Source organism: Rhodopseudomonas sp. RCAM05734, from assembly GCF_052658035.1.
Genome location: NZ_CP199742.1, coordinates 3,173,038 through 3,192,046 on the forward strand (window position 1 = coordinate 3,173,038; position 19,009 = coordinate 3,192,046).

The following is a 19,009-nucleotide window of genomic DNA, read 5'->3' on the forward strand; positions in this document are numbered from 1 at the left end:
GATGGCTGTTTCCTCAAGGGTGATGACTGCCGGCGCCTGGCCTGATCTGGCGCGATCAATCCGTATGCTTGTCGCTGTCGCAAGCTATGGGACCGGCAATGACCAATATCTTCAGAAACTGATATCGACCTATCGCTCGATGACGATCGACGTCGATATTGTTGTGCTCTCGAACGTTAGCAAGAACGCTGGTGATGGCGTCCGTTGTCTGGTGGGGCTGCCGACCAAGAACCCGTGGTCATTGCCTTTCGGGCACAAGAAGCTGTTTGCTGAGAATGTCGACCGATATGATCTTTTCCTGTATTCTGAGGATGACATTCTCGTTACGGAACGGAATATCCGCGCGTTCCTCGAAGTATCCCAGGCGCTGCCTCCGGACGAGATCCCCGGCTTTCTGCGCATTGAGCAAGATGCGGATGGCCATGTGAACTACCCCGATTGGCAGGGGTATTTCCATTGGGATTGTGCGTCCGTTCGATCACGGGGAGAGTATGTCCTCGCGCACTTCACCAATGAACATGCCGCTTGCTACGTTCTCACACGATCGCAGTTGAAGGCGGCAATAGGTTCTGGCGGTTATTTGGTCGCGCCGCATGAAGGGAGATATGATCTTCTTTGTACTGCTGCGACGGACCCATACACCCAGTGCGGGATGAAAAAATTCATTCCCGTGTCGCATGTCGATGATTTCATTGTCCATCACATGTCAAACAGGTATTTGAACCTCATTGGCATCGGATCGGTTGAGTTCAAACGTCAACTGACCGCGCTATTGACGATTGAGCGCGACCGAAAACGCTCCGTTTCGCTTGTCAACACTGATACCAAGCTTACCAATGGATTGTATTCAAAAGGTTACTACGAGCCCCGGAGCAGCGATGTTCTCTCCGCAGTCCCGCCGTCGGTGAAACGCGTCTTGTCGGTGGGCTATTGTTCGGGGGGTAACGAACTTGCGCTGACCGAGCGAGGCGTAGATGTCACGGCCATTCCTCTTGATGCGGTTTGTGCGGCAAACGCTGTCGCAAACGGTGTGCGCGTAGTCGAGGGAAGTTTGGAAGAAGCATGCTCTAGCCTTGGCTCCGAAAAATTCGATTGCGTACTGTATCTCAACGTGCTCCATCTCGCGGAGAATCCACCTCAGATCATCTCGCTCCTTCGATCTGTGTGCGATCCGGGCGCGTCCATCGTCGTGCAATGCCCGAATATGCTAAGCGCTCAAGCGCTTCGACGGAATCTTCGCGATCGGCATTTGTTCAGCTCGCCTGACTTTGCCACGTCGCGCGCTCACAGAACGTCGGCCGCTATAGTCCACGACTGGTGTCGATCGGCGGGCTATGCGGTGGAGCGAACAAAGGGAGTGAACGGTAGGCCATTCGCTGGGCTTCGCGGGAGGGCCGGCAGCTTTTCTGATCTATTGATGTCGCCAGAGTTCGTCATCACGGCGAGGCAAATCGGAGGCGGGAATCCGTGAGCCCGGTGATGATATCGCGATTGGTGGGAACGGAGTGGTCATGATCGCACAACGCTCCCACTCGGTCGGGCTTCATCTGAACCATCCGCGATGTCGCTCGGGGGGGTTCGACATCGCTCGGATGTCAAACGTGAGAGGCATGACGTTGCGATCTGGCTCCTGCTGATAGGAATGATCCTGCCTGCTTGGGAAATGCAGGTTCAGATTGCCGGAGGAAAGTTTACGGTTGGAAGGGCAGGAGTCGCAATTCTCCTCATTCCCGCGCTTTTCCTGTTGTTGCGGCGTAACCGCCGCTTCCTGGTGGCAGACTGGTTCGCCGCCATGACTGCTGCCTGGGGTATCGCAGTCTCCGTCTATTCCCACGGTTTCACCTATTTGGCGACGGCCGGGGCCGTGAGCCTGGAATTCTTTGGAGGGTATGTTGCGGGCCGCGCATATTTGACCAATGTGCGCTCACTCGCGACGTTCATTCGGATCCTCAAGATCCTGATGCTGGCGGCGTTGGTCTTGGCGCTCGGGGACAATGTTACCAATAGCTGGATAACCCATGATATCGCGGGCAAGGTATTCGGGATGCCCGCGCTGCAACCCGTCTTCCGTGGCGGCATGATCAGGGCGACGGCGAGCTTCGACCATCCCATTCTGTTCGGAGTCTTCTGCTCGATCGTCGCCGGCATCTTGCTGTTCTGGGAGAAGACGTCGGCGCGGCGAATCATGTGGGTAAGCCTCTGCTTGGCTGGGTGCGTGCTATCGCAGTCATCGGCGTCTTTCATGTGCCTCATGCTGATCATTGCGGCTTATTCGTACGATCAGGTCATGGGTCATGTACCCGCACGGTGGACCGCATTCTGGTTGTTTGTGTTCGCGTTGTTCGTTGCCGTGATCGTCGTGACGGATAGTCCTCTGGGCTGGATCATCTCCCATCTGACACTGGATCCCGAGACAGGCTATTATCGTATTCTCATTTGGGAAAAGGCGTTCCAGTTCATCTCATACAACCCAATCACCGGCCATACCGGTCCGTTTGGCGATCAGATTCTGGACGCGACGATCGACTCGATCTGGTTGGTCTTTTCATTGGGGTATGGCGTACCGATGGTCGTCCTCCTGTTCCTGACCAATGTCGCGTCCATTGCCGCGGGCGGGAAGCATACCGCGAAGACGGGTCCACTTCAGGCTCGCATGCGTCTGGCGTTTAGCATCGTGCTCATCATATTTATGTTTGCGGGGCTGACTGTCTACTTCTGGAACTATATCTGGATATTCTGGGGAGTCTGCCTGGGCATCCGAACGTCGCTGGGCGAGTGGGCCGACCATGTCGAGGCAGGTGAGCCTTGGCGAGACCGACGTGAAACGCCTCTACGGGTGGGATCGGCGCTAACATGATAGTTTGTATCGCAGAGGACCGTGCTGCTTCGGAGGTAGCCGTAAAATTGCTGATACGCAGCATGGCGGAGCACTGCGGCGCGCTACCGACTGTATTGTTCTATCCACCCGCGGACGACTGCATCAAGGATTGGCTGAAAGACTTTCCGAACGTGCAATTGGAGACCAGGAGTCTCAGCCAGCGCGGTGGCTGGAACATAAAGCCGGACGCCCTGCTTGATTTGCTCAACAGAGGACATCAGGACGTCCTGTGGGTCGACTCTGACATCATCGTGACGCGTAACTTCCTTGACTTCTTCGATCACCTTGAGCCAGAGACATTGGTCGCGACTGAAGAGGCGCTCTGGGGGAGCTATTTGGACAGCGACGCCAGACGCGCTAGGGCGTGGGGATTCGAGGTCGGAAGAAATCTGCCTTTCACGGTAAATACAGCGGTCCTGCGCACGACTCCCGCCCATATTCCCCTGTTGGAGCGCTGGCGTTCGCTGCTTGCTGACGATGTTTATCATCAGGCGCAACAGCTAAAGCCGGCCGATCGGCCGGATCACTTGTTTGGAGACCAAGACGTATTGTCTGCTCTTCTGACCAGCGCCGAATTTTCACATATCAAGCTGAAGTTTCTAATGCGTGGCACCGACATTTTGCAGTATTTCGGTCCCAGTGGGTATACCTGTGCGGAAAGGGCGCGGAACATCCTTCGCGGTCCTCCTCGCTTCGTTCACTCCCAAGTGTTTAAGCCGTGGATCAAATTCCAAAGCTCCGAGAAGCCGTATGACTGGCGGACGTCGATGGATCTCCTGTATCTCGATCTATCGCCGTATACGCTCGCCGCAGCTCGCTATCAGCACGAAATAAAGCAGATGCGCGCATGGGCCCGGCCGCATTCCATATTGGCGCGTGTGCTGAGGTTCGCGGGGCTCTTCTATCCGCCATTGGTCGGCTTTCCCATCGCGTTCATCGCCGATGTGATCCGGCTCGCGGATCTGAAAGTCGCGAAACAGCTATATTTCCGAGCGACCGCGCCAAAAGCTACACGGGACGAACGAGCGTGTCACGTTGACGAACGTTCAAAAACCACGTGAAGGTCATGGGCCGCTTTGCCTCGCCGGGGCGAAACGCTCCATTGATGAAAGTAAAGGGCGCATAGCCCTGTTCTGAAAGGAGTTTGGTGACTTCATGCGACGGGAAAGCGCACAGCAATGCTGGATTGCATGCCTGTAAAGTGTGCCGGGCACCTCTCAGAATATCGAGTTCAGCGCCCTGCGCGTGAATCTTGATGAGACTCGGAGCGAATTCGTATGAATCAAGAGTGTCGCACCTTACGGAATATTCTTCTACCGACAGCTTTCCAGCGTCGAACTTATACATGCGACCTGGGTCGTCCAGCCAGTCGGTCGCCATTTTCAGACTTGTCGCAGCCATTCCGTCGCAATTCCATCTACCGTATCTGGGCGAAAAAAATGTAATGCTCGAGCTTTTGCTGCCAAGGGCGCGGTCGAAAAATGTAACGGATGGGTCGTTGCGGTAGCGCTGACTGAGCCTCTGCGCGCAGTTCGGATCTGGCTCAAACGCGACAATCCTGCTCTTCGGTGCCCATTTTCTTAGAGCGGAGATACTTTGTCCGCGATTGGCGCCGACGTCGATGATCAGACCCGTATCGATCCGGAGGTGGGCGGCGCCGGCATATTCGGGCTTCGCAAAGGCCGATGCAGTCACATCCATTGCACCGAAGCGCAGCCGAGCCAATCCCGGGACATGGGCATATAGGTAACGTGCGAGAGCCTTGGTACTCATGCAATTGGCCCTGTATTGCGGCGGCGCGCGTCGCGGAATTCGTCGAGCGCGCCAATATTAATATACGAAAATTAATGTGAATAAATATTTAATTTACGGTATCATACACATCGCTCCGGAGTTTGAGCGGGGGGACAGCGTCGTTCGCGCTGACGCATCGGTTTCGAAGCTTCGCGGGTGGAAGGTGAAATCATGTGCCCAGATGTGGCGGAAGTCGCCATCCTCGTCGTCGGCTACCGTAATGCAGCGGATATTGTCGGCTGCCTGGCCGCGCTGTCCGAAGCGGCGATCTCTCCACGGTTCGATGTTTTCATTTGCGAGAACGGAGGTCGAGACCCCTTTCTGCGGCTGGTCGAACAACTGACCGCGGCGCGGATATGTGAACGGTCTTCGCAGCCGTGCGACCTGAATCACGAGTTCGCAGAGGTCGAGTGTCTCAGACTGCGGGCACGTGCGGCCAAGGTTTGGGTGGCCCGTGCGCATTCAAACCTTGGCTACGCTGGCGGGATCAATGCCTGGCTGCGCCCATTGACCTTAGTTGCGGGTTGGAACGGAATATGGGTGCTGAATCCCGACACTGTGCCACAGCCGAATGCCCTGGCGGAACTCGTCGAACGCGCCGAGGGTGGAGGCAAAGCGATGGTAGGCAGCACGATTCTGGAAGCTGGAGAGGACAGCCGCGTTCGCTTCAGAGGAGGGCTCCGCTGGCAGACGTCATTGGCAAGGGTAGTGGCGATTGGATTGGGTGACTCGCTGTCCGCGGCACACGATCCTTCGGCTATCGAAGCGGTGATGGACAGCCCGTCAGGCGCGTCGATGTATGTGACACGATCATGTGTCGAGCACATCGGGCTGATGGATGACGCGTACTTTCTCTTCTATGAGGACATCGATTGGGGTGTCAGGGCCAAACCGCTTGGACTGGGATACGCGAGCAACTCTGTTGTCGGCCACAAGCGCGGTACGACGACAGGATCTTCTGGAACGCTGAAATCGGTTTCGGGGCTTTCGGTCTATCTAGAGCATCGTAATGGGATTCGCTTCGTGCGGCGGCATTTCCCGCACACGGTTTGGTTGAGGCTTGCGATTTCCTGTTGCTATGCGCTCAGATTTCTTCTGGCGGGATCGCCACGTAATTTCGGATTTGTAATTTCGGGATTGGTCGCGGGTTTACGCGGCGAAACCGGTCGGCCAAAATGGCACAGCGAGCCAGGATGAGAGGTGCGGCGATGGGCTCCGGCCCGAGGGATCCCCTTAAGTCCAATCGAATAGTGAGCCCTGGTCGAATGGTTGCTGCACTCGATGTATTTCTGCCGCTACCTCTGACGAAGCGTGGTCCCGCATATACATGCGGAATGTTGGCGCGTGAGATGGCCGGAGATGACCTTCAGATTCGAATTGTTACTCCACGCGCCCGGTCTCTTCCGGTGTATCCTGCAACGATATCGCAGACCCTACCCCTATGGGCGAGGTGCGTTCCATATCGGTGGGTTAAGCAGCGCGCCATCGATGAGTTCGACAGCCGGTTTCTTTCGCAGTTTGATATGCGTGAACATGACACGCAGGGAGTTTACGTGTGGCCCGACGCCAAATTGGAGACAGTTACCAAATTGCGCGATGCCGGCTTGAAGATTTTTCGTGAGATGATCAATTGTCATCGAGGAACCGCAAAGCAGGTACTCGACGACGCGTATCGCCGCATTGGTATTACTCCCAGTCATGGCATTTCCGGATTTTCAGTAGATCGCGAGCAGGAATTGCTGGAAGCGGCGGATTATATTTTTTGCTCGAACGTTATGGCCGAGCAGTCGATGGTCGACCACGGAATCGAAGGCAAGAAGATACTTAGCGCCAGCTACGGCTGGGATCCGCAGAGGTTCTCGGGTCAACATCGTCTGCTGCCGCCATCTGATGGAATAACATTCGTCTTTGTCGGATCGATTTGCGTACGGAAAGGGTGCCACCTTCTGCTGGAATATTGGACGCGGAGTAAAGTGAAGGGGCAATTGGTCCTGGCTGGCGAGATCGAGCCAGTAATCCGAACTAGATTTTCGACCTTGCTGGATCGCGAGGATGTCATCGTACTCGATTTTGTGGATGATATCGGCGCGCTTTATCGTTCAGCAGACGTGTTCGTCTTTGCCTCACTGGAGGAGGGGGGCCTCAGGTCACCTATGAAGCATGTGGCTGTGGATTACCTACGATCACGACCCCGATGGGCGCGGGCAGGGTTGTTCGCCACGGCATTGAGGGATTTGTTCTCGATCCATATGATCGGTCCGGCTGGGTGGCAGCCCTCGATGCCTTGGCCAGTGATGCAGATCTCCGCACGCGGATGGGGCGATCTGCCGAACAGCGTGCGCAGCCGTTTTGCTGGGATGCGGTCGCCGAGCGACGGAAGTGCCAGATCCTGCAATGCCTTGCGCGAGAAGTGAGCTAACGTTACGGGGGCATGGTTGATAAAAATCCTAGGAGACGATCGCTATGAGTGGTCCGATTCAAGCGGCTTTGCGCTGGTTGACCATTGGTATTGTCGCCGTGGTTGCTACGGTCGTCGAAGCAGGCCAGGAACGCGATCATGAGGGCGCAATCGAGGCGCGGAACTTTCCCGACGCGACGAGTGCCGGTGTACCTGCTGGCATATCGCTCAGGCAGTCAGGCGGACTAACGGTCACAACGGCTGGTGCGATGATCGAGGGACTCAACATTGTCGGGCAGGTCGTTATCAATGCGCCCAATGTGACGCTGCGCAACTGCAAAGTCACATCGAATTCGTTCGCCGTGATCCTCATCAAGGATGAGATCAGCGGGACGCTGATCAAGAATTGCGAGATCGATGGTCAGGGCGCTGGTGGTCAGGGGATTGCGGGGCAGGGAACATTTGTTGCCAATAATATTCACGACTGCGCAGATGGTATCGATGTTCGCGGCAACCATACGCGCATCCAGGATAACTTCATCCATAGTATGCGCGGAACGGAGAACTCGCATTTTGATGGCATTCAAGCAGATGGAAAAATTTCGGATCTGATCATAGAACACAACACTGTCATCAACGAGTTCGCGCAAACCTCTGCGTTGATGCTCGACAATTATTGGGGGCCGATTGATAATGTCAGGATTGAGAACAACCTTCTGATTGGGGGCGGGTATACTGTGTATTTGAACGAGGTAGGGAAGGGGCAACCGGGTGGCGGCCCGATGACGAATGTCGTTTTTGTCAATAACGTCCTCGGGAAGGGTCGCTGGGGATATTGGGATCTGAGATCTCAGCTCGGCAACAGGCCGACTTTGTCAGGAAATCTGGATAGGGTATCCGGTCGGCTACTGCCCGGTCAGGTACGGTTTGCTCGATGAACCTCGTGTGAGCAACTCTGCAAGCACTACCGGGGCATTTGCAATGGGACGGCGCGCGGAGTGTGGCGTTGAGGGGCATCCGCGATCTTACGGTGCGTATTTCAAACCGGCGGGACAGTGGTTTCGCAAATCGACGGACAGCACCTTCGCTAGAGTCCGATTTCCGTTCTATTGAAACGTTTAGAATTCAGGGCGAGGTCTTATTCGAGTGGTGGCTATTTGGGGGCTAGCATGGATGCCAAGGCTTATTCGCATGATCCGAATGACCCGCCCCTGAACTTTCATCCAGCGGCGATTAGAGTCTCGGCGGGATTGAAGTGCTCCCCAAAACTAGGCCAGCCGGAGCTGGAATTTTCCGGGGTTAGGCTCATGCCGGCGGGGGCGCCGATGAGCCATTCAACAGCGATATCGGCGCCTTGTTACCGATCCCGCTATGTGGCCGGACTTCGTTGTAGTCTCTACGCCAATCCTCCATTTTCTGCCGTGCGTCGTCAAGGCTCGGGAACCAGTGCGTGTTCAGGCATTCGCTTCTGAACTTGCCGTTGAAGGATTCGATGAAGCTGTTGTCCGTCGGCTTGCCTGGCCGCGAGAAGTCCAGCACGACGCCCTTCTGGTAAGCCCAGATATCGAGATCGCGAGAGATGAACTCTGATCCCTGGTCGACACGGATGGTCTTGGGGTAGCCAACGGTCTTGCAGATGCGTTCCAGCGTCAGCACAACGTCCTCGCCACGATAACTGAAACGCGGATCGACGGCGGGCGAAAAACGACTGAAGGTATCGACGATCGTCAGCACGCGGATCTTGCGGCCAGTGGCGAGCTGGTCGTGAACGAAGTCCATTGCCCAGCTCTCGTTGACCTGGACAGCATCTGTTCGATCCTCACGCAGCTTGGCCTTCACGCGACGCTTCGGCGTTTTGTTGCGCAATTGCAGGCTTAACTCCCTATAAAGGCGGTAGACAGTAAGCGTCGTCCCGGCCCCACCTTTCGGTTGACGTGCTGATCTGCGACGTTTCGGTTCGTTCGAACCGCTAGGCTTAGAATGGACACAGTGGATAGTGCTATCACCAAGCCGGTTCGGCGGCTGGAGGTGTTCACCGGTGCGGGGCGCCGGCGGACGTGGAGCGACGAGGACAAGGCGCGGGTCGTCGCGGAGATCGAAGCCAGTGGCGACTCTGTTTCTGGCGTGGCACGGCGGCACGGATTGTCGCCGCAGCAATTGTTTGGCTGGCGCCGGCGAGTCAGGGAAGCTCAGGCGGTCGTTTCCAAGGATGATGAACCACGGTTCGTCCCGGCGGTGGTTACCGCGGCACTGTGCGAGACTGCGGGATCTCGACAGCGCAAGGCGCGGCGGCAGCAGCGGGACGAACCGCTTGGCGGAACGATCGAGGTTGCGATCGACGGCGTGACGGTGCGCATCGGCGCGGGCGCTCCGTCGGACACCATCGCCGCGGTGTTGCGGGCGCTGAAAGCCGGAGCGTGATCGGCCCGACGGGCGCGGTCCGGGTGATGGTGGCGACCAGGCCTGTGGACTTCCGCAAGGGCGCCGATGGGTTGGCGGCCCTGGTGCGGGAGAGCATGGCGGCGGATCCGTTCTCGGGCGCGGTCTACGTGTTCCGTGCCAAGCGCGCGGATCGGATCAAGCTGGTGTATTGGGATGGCACGGGTCTGTGCCTGTTCGCCAAGCGGCTGGAGGACGACATCTTCCGCTGGCCGAAGATCGAAGATGGCGTGATCCATTTGTCGGCCGCGCAATTGTCGGCGCTGCTCGAAGGGTTGGATTGGCGGCGTGTCCACGCGGCGCGCGAGACGGTGACGCCGGCACAGCCCGGCTAACGCCTGGACGTTTGTTGCTGTGGCAAAGTGAATCAGCAGCATCGAGCACGTCGCAAAATGCCGGTAAATATGATCTAATGCGGTCATGCAGCGCGATGCATTGCCCGATGATTCCGAGACCTTGAAAGCGATGCTGCTCGCCGAGCGGGTGCAGAACGAACGGCTGCGTCAGATCATCAGGGACCTGCAGCGCCACCAGTTTGGCCGCCGGGCGGAGACGCTGCCCGAGGACCAGATGCAGCTCGGCCTGGAAGACTTCGAGCAGGCGGCGGCGCGTGACGCCGCGGAAGCTGAGCAGGCGACACCGGCAGCACGACAGGCCGGAGCTGCGAAGCGTCGGGCCAATCGCGGCGCGCTGCCGGCGCATCTGCCGCGGATCGAGACCACCATCGATATCGACGACAAGACCTGCCGCTGCTGCCAGGGCGCGTTGCACCGGATCGGCGAAGACAAGAGCGAGCGGCTGGATATCGTGCCGGCGCAGTTCCGGGTGCTGGTCACGATCCGGCCGAAATACGCTTGTCGCCAATGTGAGGATGGCGTCGTGCAGGCCCCAGCGCCGGCGCGGCTGATCGAGGGTGGGCTTCCGACCGAAGCCACCATCGCCCAGGTGCTGGTGTCCAAATATGCGGATCATCTGCCGCTGTATCGGCAGGCCCAGATCTATGGCCGCCAGGGCGTCAACCTAGACCGCTCGACGCTGGCAGACTGGGTGGGCCATGCCGCCTGGCATCTGCGTCCGCTGCACCAACGCCTGCTCGACAAGCTCAGAGAGCGGCCAAAACTGTTTGCCGATGAGACGACGTTGCCGGTGCTGGATCCTGGTCGTGGTCGCACCAAAACCGGCCAGTTGTGGGCCTATGCCGCCGACGACCGGCCATGGAACGGATCCGATCCGCCAGGCGTGGCCTATGTCTACGCCCCGGACCGCAAGGCCGAGCGGCCGATCGCCCATCTCGACAGCTTCAGGGGCATCTTGCAGGTCGATGGCTATGCCGGCTACCGCCGGCTGGCCGAGCGCGGCGACGTGCAGCCGGCGTTCTGCTGGGTCCATGTGCGGCGCAACTTCTACAAGCTCGCCACACCCGGACCTGCGCCGATCGCCAGCGAAGCGCTGCAGCGCATCGCCGCGCTCTATGCGATCGAGAACGACATCCGCGGCCGCACCGCCGAGGAGCGTCGGACCGTGCGGCAGCAGAAAAGCCGCTCGCTGGTCGACGCATTGGAGAGTTGGCTGCGCGCAAAACTCGGGCTGATCAGCCAGAAGGGCAAGCTCGCCGAGGCAATCCGCTATGCGCTGTCGCGCTGGGAGGGCCTCACCCGCTTCCTCGACGATGGCCGCATCGAACTCGACAACAACGCCGTCGAGCGTTCTATCCGACCGATCACACTGAACCGGAAAAACGCCTTGTTCGCGGGCTCCGACGGAGGTGCCGAGCACTGGGCCACCATCGCCTCGCTGATCGAGACCTGTAAACTCAATGATATCGATCCGCTCGGCTACCTGACAGACGTCCTTACCAGGATCGCCAGCGGTCATCCCAACCGCGACATCGACGCGCTCTTGCCGTGGGCCTACCAAAAGCAAGACCTCAGAGCCGTGGCCTGAGAACGACGCTTACGGTAGACACGCTTGACGTTGACGTCCCAGCCCTCAGGCAGCAGGAGGACATGGACCCGGCGATAGCCGTATCGCACCCGCGTCTCGCAGATCTCCCTGATCCGGCTCTTGAGAGCGGCCTGGTCGCCGCGCTTCGATTTGCAGACGTAAAGTGCGCGATCGATCCGGAGCGTCGAACAGCCTCGCCTGATCGAGACCTTCCAGTCGCCTCGCACCTTGTCGACAAGCTCACGCTTGCGGCCAGGCTTCAGAGCTTTTTTGAGAGCACATCCTGCAGCATGGCTTTGTCCAACGACAGATCGGCGACAATCCGCTTCAGCTTGCTGTTCTCCTCCTCAAGCTGACGCAGTCGCTTCATCTCTGAGGGCATCAGGCCCGCATACTTCTTCCGCCAGTTGTAAAACGTCGCCTCGCTGATCCCGGCCTTGCGGCAGACCTCTGCAACTGCCGAGCCGTCTTCCGCCTGCTTCAAAACGAATACGATCTGTGCCTCTGAAAATTTCGATGCCTTCATGGGACTCTCCTCGTCCCCGGTCAGGGGATCATAAATGGAAAATTCCAGTTCAGACTGGCCTAATTTGGCGGGGGCAGGTCACCCTGAAAAAATGTCGAAGGTGAATAAAATACGACCTAGATGACGAATTGAATTTAAAGTGCAAGTAAGAAGTGTCTGCCATACTAAGTTGAGCCGGTTAAAGTTTAAGCTCTTATAAAAGAGAAGCCGCTAGTCTGACCGTCGCAATCCGTTTGTCCCAAGTATTTGGACCGGCTTTTTTGTGAGATATCATGAAATAATCGGGCGCATTATAAAATTGAAATATCGTTTAATTCCGACGTGGTCTAAACACTCGATAGTTCTAAAATGACCCTTCTGAGGCCGTTCTGTGGTCCCAAAAAAGCCGCCGCTGCTCGGTCACTTCGACCAAGCTATCCGATCGAGCCGCGTAGGGACTGGTTGCACATTCATCGTATGCCCGGAGGGACCCGGGTAAATAAATACGAAAAGGGAATGTAGTCCCTCTTTTACCAAGTGCAGACATATGGAGAATTGTCTTGGCTTTATTTCCTGATGCAACGAATACCGGCGTTCCGGCGGGTGTGACGCTGACGCCGTCTGGGGACCTCATCATCAACACGCCGGGTGCTGTGATCCAGAACCTGGATATCAAGGGTCAGGTGATCATCAACGCCGCGAACGTCACCCTTCTGAATTGTAAGATCGCTTCTAACGCCTTTGATGTCGTGCTGATCAAGGAAGGTGTCACCGGCGCAGTTATCAAGAACTGCGACATTGACGGTCTTGGATCCGGCGGGCAGGGAATTGGCGGCCAGGGGACATTTGTCGCTAACAATATCCATGATTGTGCGGATGGCATTGACGTTCGCGGCGATAACACGGTCATCCAGGACAACTTCATCCACAATATGCGAGGCACGCCGGATTCTCATTTCGATGGTATTCAGGCTGATGGTGGCTTTTCGAACCTCGTTATCCAGCACAACACCGTGATCAACGAGGAAGGCCAGACCTCAGCGATCATGTTGGACAATTATTGGGGGGCGATCAACAACGTCCTTATCGATAATAACCTCCTGATTGGCGGCGGCTACACAGTTTATATCAACGAAATGCTCAATCAGGGCGGTGCCGTAACCAATGTCACGTATAGCAACAATCATGTAGGCAATGGCTATTGGGGTGATCTAAATCTCGTTACCCAACTTGGCAATCAGCCAAAGATGAGCGGAAACGTGAGTGACGGTGCGACAATCGTCGCCGGGTTGACAATGGACGGCCAGCCACCGGCCTCGACAGGCCAAACACCGGGTACGCCGGTCATTTCGTCGTTCTCGAATGACAGCGGAGTGCAGGGTGACGGGATCACCAACGACAATACCGTCACTCTGAACGGCACGGCGGTTCCAAACAGCACGATCAAGATACTCGACAGCACCAAGCAAATCGGCACCTCCACTGCTGACGCCAGCGGGAATTGGACGTTCAGCAGTTCCGCATTGACCGACGGGAGCCATAAATTCTCGGCAACCGCGACGACTTCCGCAGGAACGAGCGCCTCATCGGTTGCGCGTACTGTGGTGATAGATACAGCCGCTCCGGTCGCGCCGACGATGGCCGTGTCCACTTCGGCCGCGGCGCTCGCCTCCTCCCATGTGGCAGTGCTCACCGGCAATGCGGAAGCCAACAGCACTGTGAAGGTGTTCGACGGCGCCACGCAGATCGGCACTGCGACGGTGGGCAGCAACGGTGCTTGGACCTTCACCACGGGGAATCTTGCCACGGGCAGCCACAGTTTCATTGCCAGGGCGATGGATGCGGCCGGCAATACCGGAAACGCCTCGGCGGCTGTCCCCGTGACCATTTCGACCCCGACGACACCGAAGCCGGACGCTCCGACGGTCACCTCCTTCTCCAACGATAGCGGTACGAAGGGAGATGGCATCACCAACGACAATACGATCACGCTGACCGGGACCGCCGCAGCTAACAGCACGGTGAAAATCTCCGACGGTTCCACCCAGATGGGCAGTGTAAAGGCAGATTCCAGTGGATCCTGGAGCTATATCACGTCGGTCTTGACCGATGCGAAGCATACATTGACCGCGACGGCGACGAACAGCTCGGGACAGACCAGTGCCGCGTCTTCGGCCGTCGCGATTACAATCGATACCAAGGCTCCAGGCGCTCCGACGATCGCCGCAGTCGGATCGGTGAGCGCGGCGACTGCGGCCAGCGCGCAATCAACGTCCATTGCCAGCGGGACGACCGTGAACCTGAAAGGCACGGCGGAAGCCAAGAGCTCGGTCGCCATCTATGAGGGCGCTACTAAGATCGGTAACGTTACGGCCGGCACGGATGGCGTCTGGAGTTTTTCCACCGATAGCCTTTCCGCCGGCCAGCATACGCTGACGGCAAAGGCGACCGACGTCGCCGGCAATGCCGGGGCGACGTCTGCCGCAGTGAAGGTCAGCGTCAGCGCGCCGACCCCAACTCCGCCAGCGGCGCCCAAGATCGCGTCCTTTTCGAATGATACTGGCAAAGCGGGCGATGGCATCACCAGCGACAATACTCTGAAGCTGGATGGCACCGCGGCTGGCAACGTCAAGGTCACGATCTACGACGGCGTGCAGAAGCTCGGTACGGTCATGTCCGACGGCAGCGGCGCGTGGAGCTTCACGACTGCCGCAGTGAGCGACGGCTCGCATAACCTGACCGCCAAGGCAACCGATAGCGCAGGCCAGACCGGCGCGGCATCGTCGGTGACCAAAGTCACGATCGATACTCATGCGCCTAACGCGCCGACGCTGGGAGTCTTCTCGTCGGACGGCAAGGCGCTCAGCGGTTCGACGACGGTGGACGACTTCCTGCTGAAGGGCACGGCCGAGGCGAACAGCCTCGTCAAGCTCTACGATGCAGGCAAGCTGGTCGGTTCAGCGAATACCAAGAGCGACGGCACTTGGAGCTTCGATACGGGGCATTTGTCGGACGGCGATCACAAATATGCGGCGATCGCCTCGGATCTCGCTGGCAATGCAAGCGCGGCATCGGCGACGAAAGCGATCTCCGTGATCGATCCTCCGGCATCCTCGGAAGGGATCGACTTGACCAAAGTGTATCAAGGGTCGAATAACTCTTTTGTTATCAAGGGAACGGCCGATGCCTACAGTCAGATCAAGATCTTCGACGCGTCCAAGGAAATAGGCACGGTGAAGGCGCATGCGGACGGTAATTGGTGTTTCGGTACCGGTGCGGTGTCACCGAGCTACGTGCACACGTTCTCGGCCAAGGAGCTTGATAATTCCGGACATGTGGTTTCAACTTCGGGAAGTGCAATTGTCGGAACTTACGGCGCAAATACGCTCAAGGGGACGTCGGGCGACGATATTTTCACCGGCAACGGACATCCCGATACATTCGTTTTCACGCCGAATTTTGGGAACGATACTATCAAGGATTTCCAGGCGAGCGGTTCGGCGCATGACGTCGTGCAATTCAGCAAGAGCATGTTCGACAACTTCGCCGATATTTTGTCTCATGCTACGCAAAGCGCCCAGGATGTCGTTATCACGTCGGGCCACGACACGCTTACGCTGAAGAACACGCAGCTAGGGGCGCTGGATAGGTCGGACTTCCACTTCGCTTGATTATCTTGGGCGCTCGTTTTGCCCGATAGACTAGCTGACGCTTCGATCTGAGGGGCTCTGGATCGATCTATCGTGAGGGGGACCATGATGACCACCTTTGGAAGGCGGGGGGAGATGCCCCCGCCGGAGCGGGCACGATTTAGAAAGGCTCCTCGCTTTGCAGAGTTCTCGCGATTTTTCGGCGCGGGTAACAACGCGAAAGCGAAGCAGCCAGCCGATCGGAAGTCGCCGATGCCTTCGAATGGGGCAATCCCCAAGCCGTCTTCGAAGCGCAAGACATTCCTGAATGTGATCGAAATGGCCCGGCTGAAAATATTCTCGGGCAAAGCCCGGCCGGGGGACGACTATGCCGTGCCAAGGTCGGAGCTCGCGGGCTTTCTGAGCTCGTGCCGCCAGATTTTCTGGGCCCTGACGATATTCAGCGGCGTCAGCAATATCTTGATGCTGACAGGCTCGTTTTTCATGCTGCAGGTCTATGATCGTGTCCTGCCCAGCCGGAGCGTGCCGACGCTGATCGCCCTGCTCGCGCTCGCGATCCTGCTCTATCTTTTCCAGAGCGGGCTTGATCTCATTCGCGCCCGCATCAGCGCGCGCATGGGGCGCCACCTCGACGAGATGCTCAGCGGCCGCATATTCGATGCCGTTATTCGTCTCCCGCTGAAGACGCGGGGGGATGGCGATGGCCTGCAGCCTGTCCGTGATCTCGATCAGGTGCGGAGCTTCCTGGCGAGCGGCGGTCCATCTGCGCTGTTCGACATGCCATGGATGCCGGTTTATCTCGGGATCTGTTTCCTATTCCATTTCTGGATCGGCGTGACCGCATCGGTCGGCGCTCTGGTTCTTGTCGCCATCACGATACTGACCGAAATTCGCTCCCAGGAGCCCGCCAAGGCCTCGGCGCGGTTCGCCGTCGTGCGCAACTCGCTGGCGACCGAGGGGCGGCGCAATGCCGAGGCCCTTCACGCCATGGGTATGCGCCGGCTGGCTGCTGCACGCTGGCGTGAGGCTAATCAGAGATATCTTGCGGCCAACGAAGCTGCGAGCGACGTCGCCAGTGGGCTGGGCGGTACGTCGAAGGCGTTTAGGGCGATCTTGCAGTCCGCCGTTCTGGCGGTCGGAGCGTATCTCGTCATTAATCAAGAATCGACGGCAGGCATCATCATCGCCGGCTCGATCCTGACATCGCGAGCTTTGGCGCCCGTCGAATTAGCGATCGCCAATTGGAAGGGATTTGTGAGCGCGCGGCAATCGGGACAGCGGCTCGAACAGCTTCTGACGCTGTTGCCGAAGGAGGAGGAGCCGCTGGCGTTGCCGGCCCCCGTCGAGGCGATTGCAATGGAACACGTCTATGTCAACGCGCCGGCGTCTGATCGGGCCCTGCTCCACGACGTCTCTTTCAGCCTGAAAAGGGGCGAGGGCCTCGGCATCATCGGCCCGAGCGGATCCGGCAAGTCGTCACTGGCACGAGCGCTCGTCGGCGTGTGGCCGCAGATGCGGGGCAAGATCACCTTGGACAATGCCGCCCTGGGGCAGTGGTCCTCGGAAGCGCTGGGCAAGCATATCGGTTATCTGCCGCAGGATGTGGAGCTGTTCGACGGCAGTATCGCCGTCAATATCGCGCGCTTCGATCCCAATGCCAATCCCAAGGCCGTCCTCGCCGCAGCGCGCGCCGCAGGCGCGCATGAGCTGATCCTTTCATTCCCTGAGGGCTATGGCACGAAGATCGGGGAGAACGGTATGGCGCTCTCGGCTGGCCAGCGACAGCGCATCGGGCTCGCGCGCGCGTTCTACGGCGACCCGTTCCTCGTCGTTCTAGATGAGCCGACGTCCAATCTGGACGCCGATGGCGAAGCCGCATTGACCGAGGCCATCCTGAACGTGCGTCGTCGCAACGGCATCGTCGTGGTGATTGCGCATCGGCCGAAGGCGCTGGATGGCGTCGACCACGTTCTGGTGATTGCAGCGGGCAAAGTGCAGTCCTTTGGCAGCAAGGATGACGTGCTGACGAAGGTACTTCGGGGGGCACCTCCGTTGAAGGTGGTGGGAGATCGCGGATGACTAATGCGGGTACTCCGGCGCTGCATTCGATCCAGCGTTACATCATCGGCGGCGCGATCTTGGTCGTCCTGGTCACCTTCGGGATCGGCGGATGGGCCTCTACCACCGAGCTGTCGGGTGCGGTCGTCGCGCAGGGCGTGATCGTCGTCGATTCGAGCGTGAAGAAGGTCCAACATCCGACGGGCGGCATCGTCAGCGAATTGCGTGTAAAGGAAGGCGGCCGGGTCAAGGCCGGCGATATCCTAGTGCGCCTCGACGAGACCCAGACTCTTGCCAATGCGACTATCATCATCAAGAACTTCGATGAATTGCAGGCGCGGCAGGCCCGTCTGGAAGCGGAGCGCGATGGCGCAGACCAGATCATTTTCCCGGGTGTGCTCGTCGAACGCGCAAAGGATCCGGCATCTGAGGCAGCGCGCGCGATCGCTGCCGAGCGGAGCCTGTTCGATCTGCGGCGGCTGGCGCGTAGCGGACAGAAGGCCCAGCTCAAGGAACGCAGCTCCCAGCTCCAGAACGAAATTTCAGGTTATACGGGTCAGCTCGAGGCCAAGCAGAGGGAAGTGAACTTCGTCTATCAGGAGCTTGAGGGCGTTCGCACGCTCTGGCAGAAAAGTCTGGTGCCGATTACACGCTTGACCGCACTCGAGCGAGATACCGCACGCATTGAAGGCGAACGCAGCCAGTTGTCCGGAATGATCGCGCAGGCGAAGGGCAAGATCTCGGAGATCGGACTCCAGACCATTCAGATCGATCAGGATCTCCGCACCGAAGTCGGCAAGGACCTGATCGAGACACGCTCCAAGATCTCGGAGCTCTCCGAGCGGAGGACCGCCGCAGTGGATCAGCCGAATCGCATCGACATTAGGGCGCCTCAGAACGGACGTGTTCACCAGTTGACGGTCCATACGGTAGGTGGCGTCATCTCGCCCGGCGAGCAGATCATGCTCATAGTGCCCGACAACGACACGCTGGCGGTCGAGGTGAAGATTACGCCGCGCGATATCGACCAGCTCTATATCGGGCAATCGGCGTTCCTGCGTTTTGCCGCCCTCAATCAGAGGACCACGCCGGAGATCGAAGGCGATGTCGTCCTGGTTTCGGCGGATCTCACTCAGGATCAGCGCACCGGCACGAGCTACTATACTGCGCGCGTCTCGCTCAAACCCGATCAGGTCGCACGGTTGGGAGAGGCCAAGCTGGTGCCGGGCATGCCGGTCGACGTCTTCATCCAGACGCCCGGCCGGACTGCGTTCGCCTATCTGATCAAACCGCTCAAGGAGCAGGCCGAGCGCGCGCTCAAGGAACGATGATGCTGGGGCGGC

Annotated in this window: 12 protein-coding genes and 3 pseudogenes; 12 read left to right on the forward strand and 3 right to left on the reverse strand. The window is 58.4% G+C overall.

The genetic code is table 11. From position 1 onward, the window contains the following. Position 1: 1 nt before the first annotated feature. From ACUXVA_RS15005 to ACUXVA_RS15015, 3 genes are all read left to right on the forward strand, one after another. Entirely contained in the window at positions 2 to 1,471 is a 1,470-nt protein-coding gene (locus ACUXVA_RS15005; protein ID WP_445492997.1) for a class I SAM-dependent methyltransferase, read from the forward strand. A 171-nt stretch (positions 1,472 to 1,642) separates the two neighbouring features. Next, on the forward strand, positions 1,643 to 2,857 hold the full coding sequence (locus ACUXVA_RS15010; RefSeq protein WP_445492999.1) for an O-antigen ligase family protein: 1,215 nt from the start codon (positions 1,643 to 1,645) through the stop codon (positions 2,855 to 2,857). A 62-nt stretch (positions 2,858 to 2,919) separates the two neighbouring features. After that, a complete protein-coding gene (locus ACUXVA_RS15015) occupies positions 2,920 to 3,939 on the forward strand; it encodes a hypothetical protein (RefSeq protein ID WP_445493001.1) in 1,020 nt (339 codons plus the stop codon). Here ACUXVA_RS15015 and ACUXVA_RS15020 read toward each other — a convergent pair. After that, complete coding sequence (locus ACUXVA_RS15020) at positions 3,887 to 4,651, reverse strand: FkbM family methyltransferase (RefSeq protein ID WP_445493003.1); 765 nt, start codon at positions 4,649 to 4,651, stop codon at positions 3,887 to 3,889. The genes ACUXVA_RS15015 and ACUXVA_RS15020 overlap by 53 nt on opposite strands. A 177-nt stretch (positions 4,652 to 4,828) precedes the next feature. Here ACUXVA_RS15020 and ACUXVA_RS15025 point away from each other — a divergent pair, with 177 nt between their 5' ends. The 3 genes and pseudogenes from ACUXVA_RS15025 (at position 4,829) to ACUXVA_RS15035 (ending at position 8,008) form a co-directional block, all read left to right on the forward strand. After that, complete coding sequence (locus ACUXVA_RS15025; protein ID WP_445493005.1) at positions 4,829 to 5,869, forward strand: glycosyltransferase family 2 protein; 1,041 nt, start codon at positions 4,829 to 4,831, stop codon at positions 5,867 to 5,869. A gap of 593 nt (positions 5,870 to 6,462) precedes the next feature. Further along, positions 6,463 to 7,091 (forward strand): annotated as a pseudogene (locus ACUXVA_RS15030) (glycosyltransferase family 4 protein). Positions 7,092 to 7,135: 44 nt separating this feature from the next. Further along, entirely contained in the window at positions 7,136 to 8,008 is an 873-nt protein-coding gene (locus tag ACUXVA_RS15035) for a right-handed parallel beta-helix repeat-containing protein (RefSeq protein WP_265079574.1), read from the forward strand. Positions 8,009 to 8,375: 367 nt separating this feature from the next. Here the strand turns inward: ACUXVA_RS15035 and ACUXVA_RS15040 are convergent. Next, a pseudogene (locus ACUXVA_RS15040) lies at positions 8,376 to 8,966 on the reverse strand (IS3 family transposase); the annotation flags it as partial. Between the two features lie 84 nt (positions 8,967 to 9,050). Here ACUXVA_RS15040 and tnpA point away from each other — a divergent pair. From tnpA to tnpC, 3 genes are all read left to right on the forward strand, one after another. Continuing rightward, entirely contained in the window at positions 9,051 to 9,491 is a 441-nt protein-coding gene (gene tnpA / locus ACUXVA_RS15045) for an IS66-like element accessory protein TnpA (protein ID WP_265082600.1), read from the forward strand. Continuing rightward, a complete protein-coding gene (gene tnpB, locus ACUXVA_RS15050; RefSeq protein WP_445493008.1) occupies positions 9,488 to 9,844 on the forward strand; it encodes an IS66 family insertion sequence element accessory protein TnpB in 357 nt (118 codons plus the stop codon). The genes tnpA and tnpB overlap by 4 nt, the downstream gene beginning before the upstream one ends. A gap of 85 nt (positions 9,845 to 9,929) precedes the next feature. Beyond that, complete coding sequence (gene tnpC, locus ACUXVA_RS15055) at positions 9,930 to 11,453, forward strand: IS66 family transposase (protein WP_445493010.1); 1,524 nt, start codon at positions 9,930 to 9,932, stop codon at positions 11,451 to 11,453. Here the strand turns inward: tnpC and ACUXVA_RS15060 are convergent. Next, positions 11,432 to 11,979: pseudogene (locus ACUXVA_RS15060) on the reverse strand (transposase); the annotation flags it as partial. The gene tnpC and the pseudogene ACUXVA_RS15060 overlap by 22 nt on opposite strands. Before the next feature lie 539 nt (positions 11,980 to 12,518). Here ACUXVA_RS15060 and ACUXVA_RS15065 point away from each other — a divergent pair. From ACUXVA_RS15065 to ACUXVA_RS15075, 3 genes are all read left to right on the forward strand, one after another. Further along, positions 12,519 to 15,629 (forward strand): Ig-like domain-containing protein, encoded by a 3,111-nt coding sequence (locus ACUXVA_RS15065; protein ID WP_445493012.1) that lies wholly within the window; start codon positions 12,519 to 12,521, stop codon positions 15,627 to 15,629. A 297-nt stretch (positions 15,630 to 15,926) separates the two neighbouring features. Continuing rightward, positions 15,927 to 17,687, forward strand: a complete 1,761-nt coding sequence (locus ACUXVA_RS15070; RefSeq protein WP_445493298.1) for a type I secretion system permease/ATPase — start codon at positions 15,927 to 15,929, stop codon at positions 17,685 to 17,687. Continuing rightward, entirely contained in the window at positions 17,684 to 18,997 is a 1,314-nt protein-coding gene (locus ACUXVA_RS15075; protein ID WP_445493014.1) for an HlyD family type I secretion periplasmic adaptor subunit, read from the forward strand. The genes ACUXVA_RS15070 and ACUXVA_RS15075 overlap by 4 nt, the downstream gene beginning before the upstream one ends. Positions 18,998 to 19,009 lie beyond the last annotated feature (12 nt).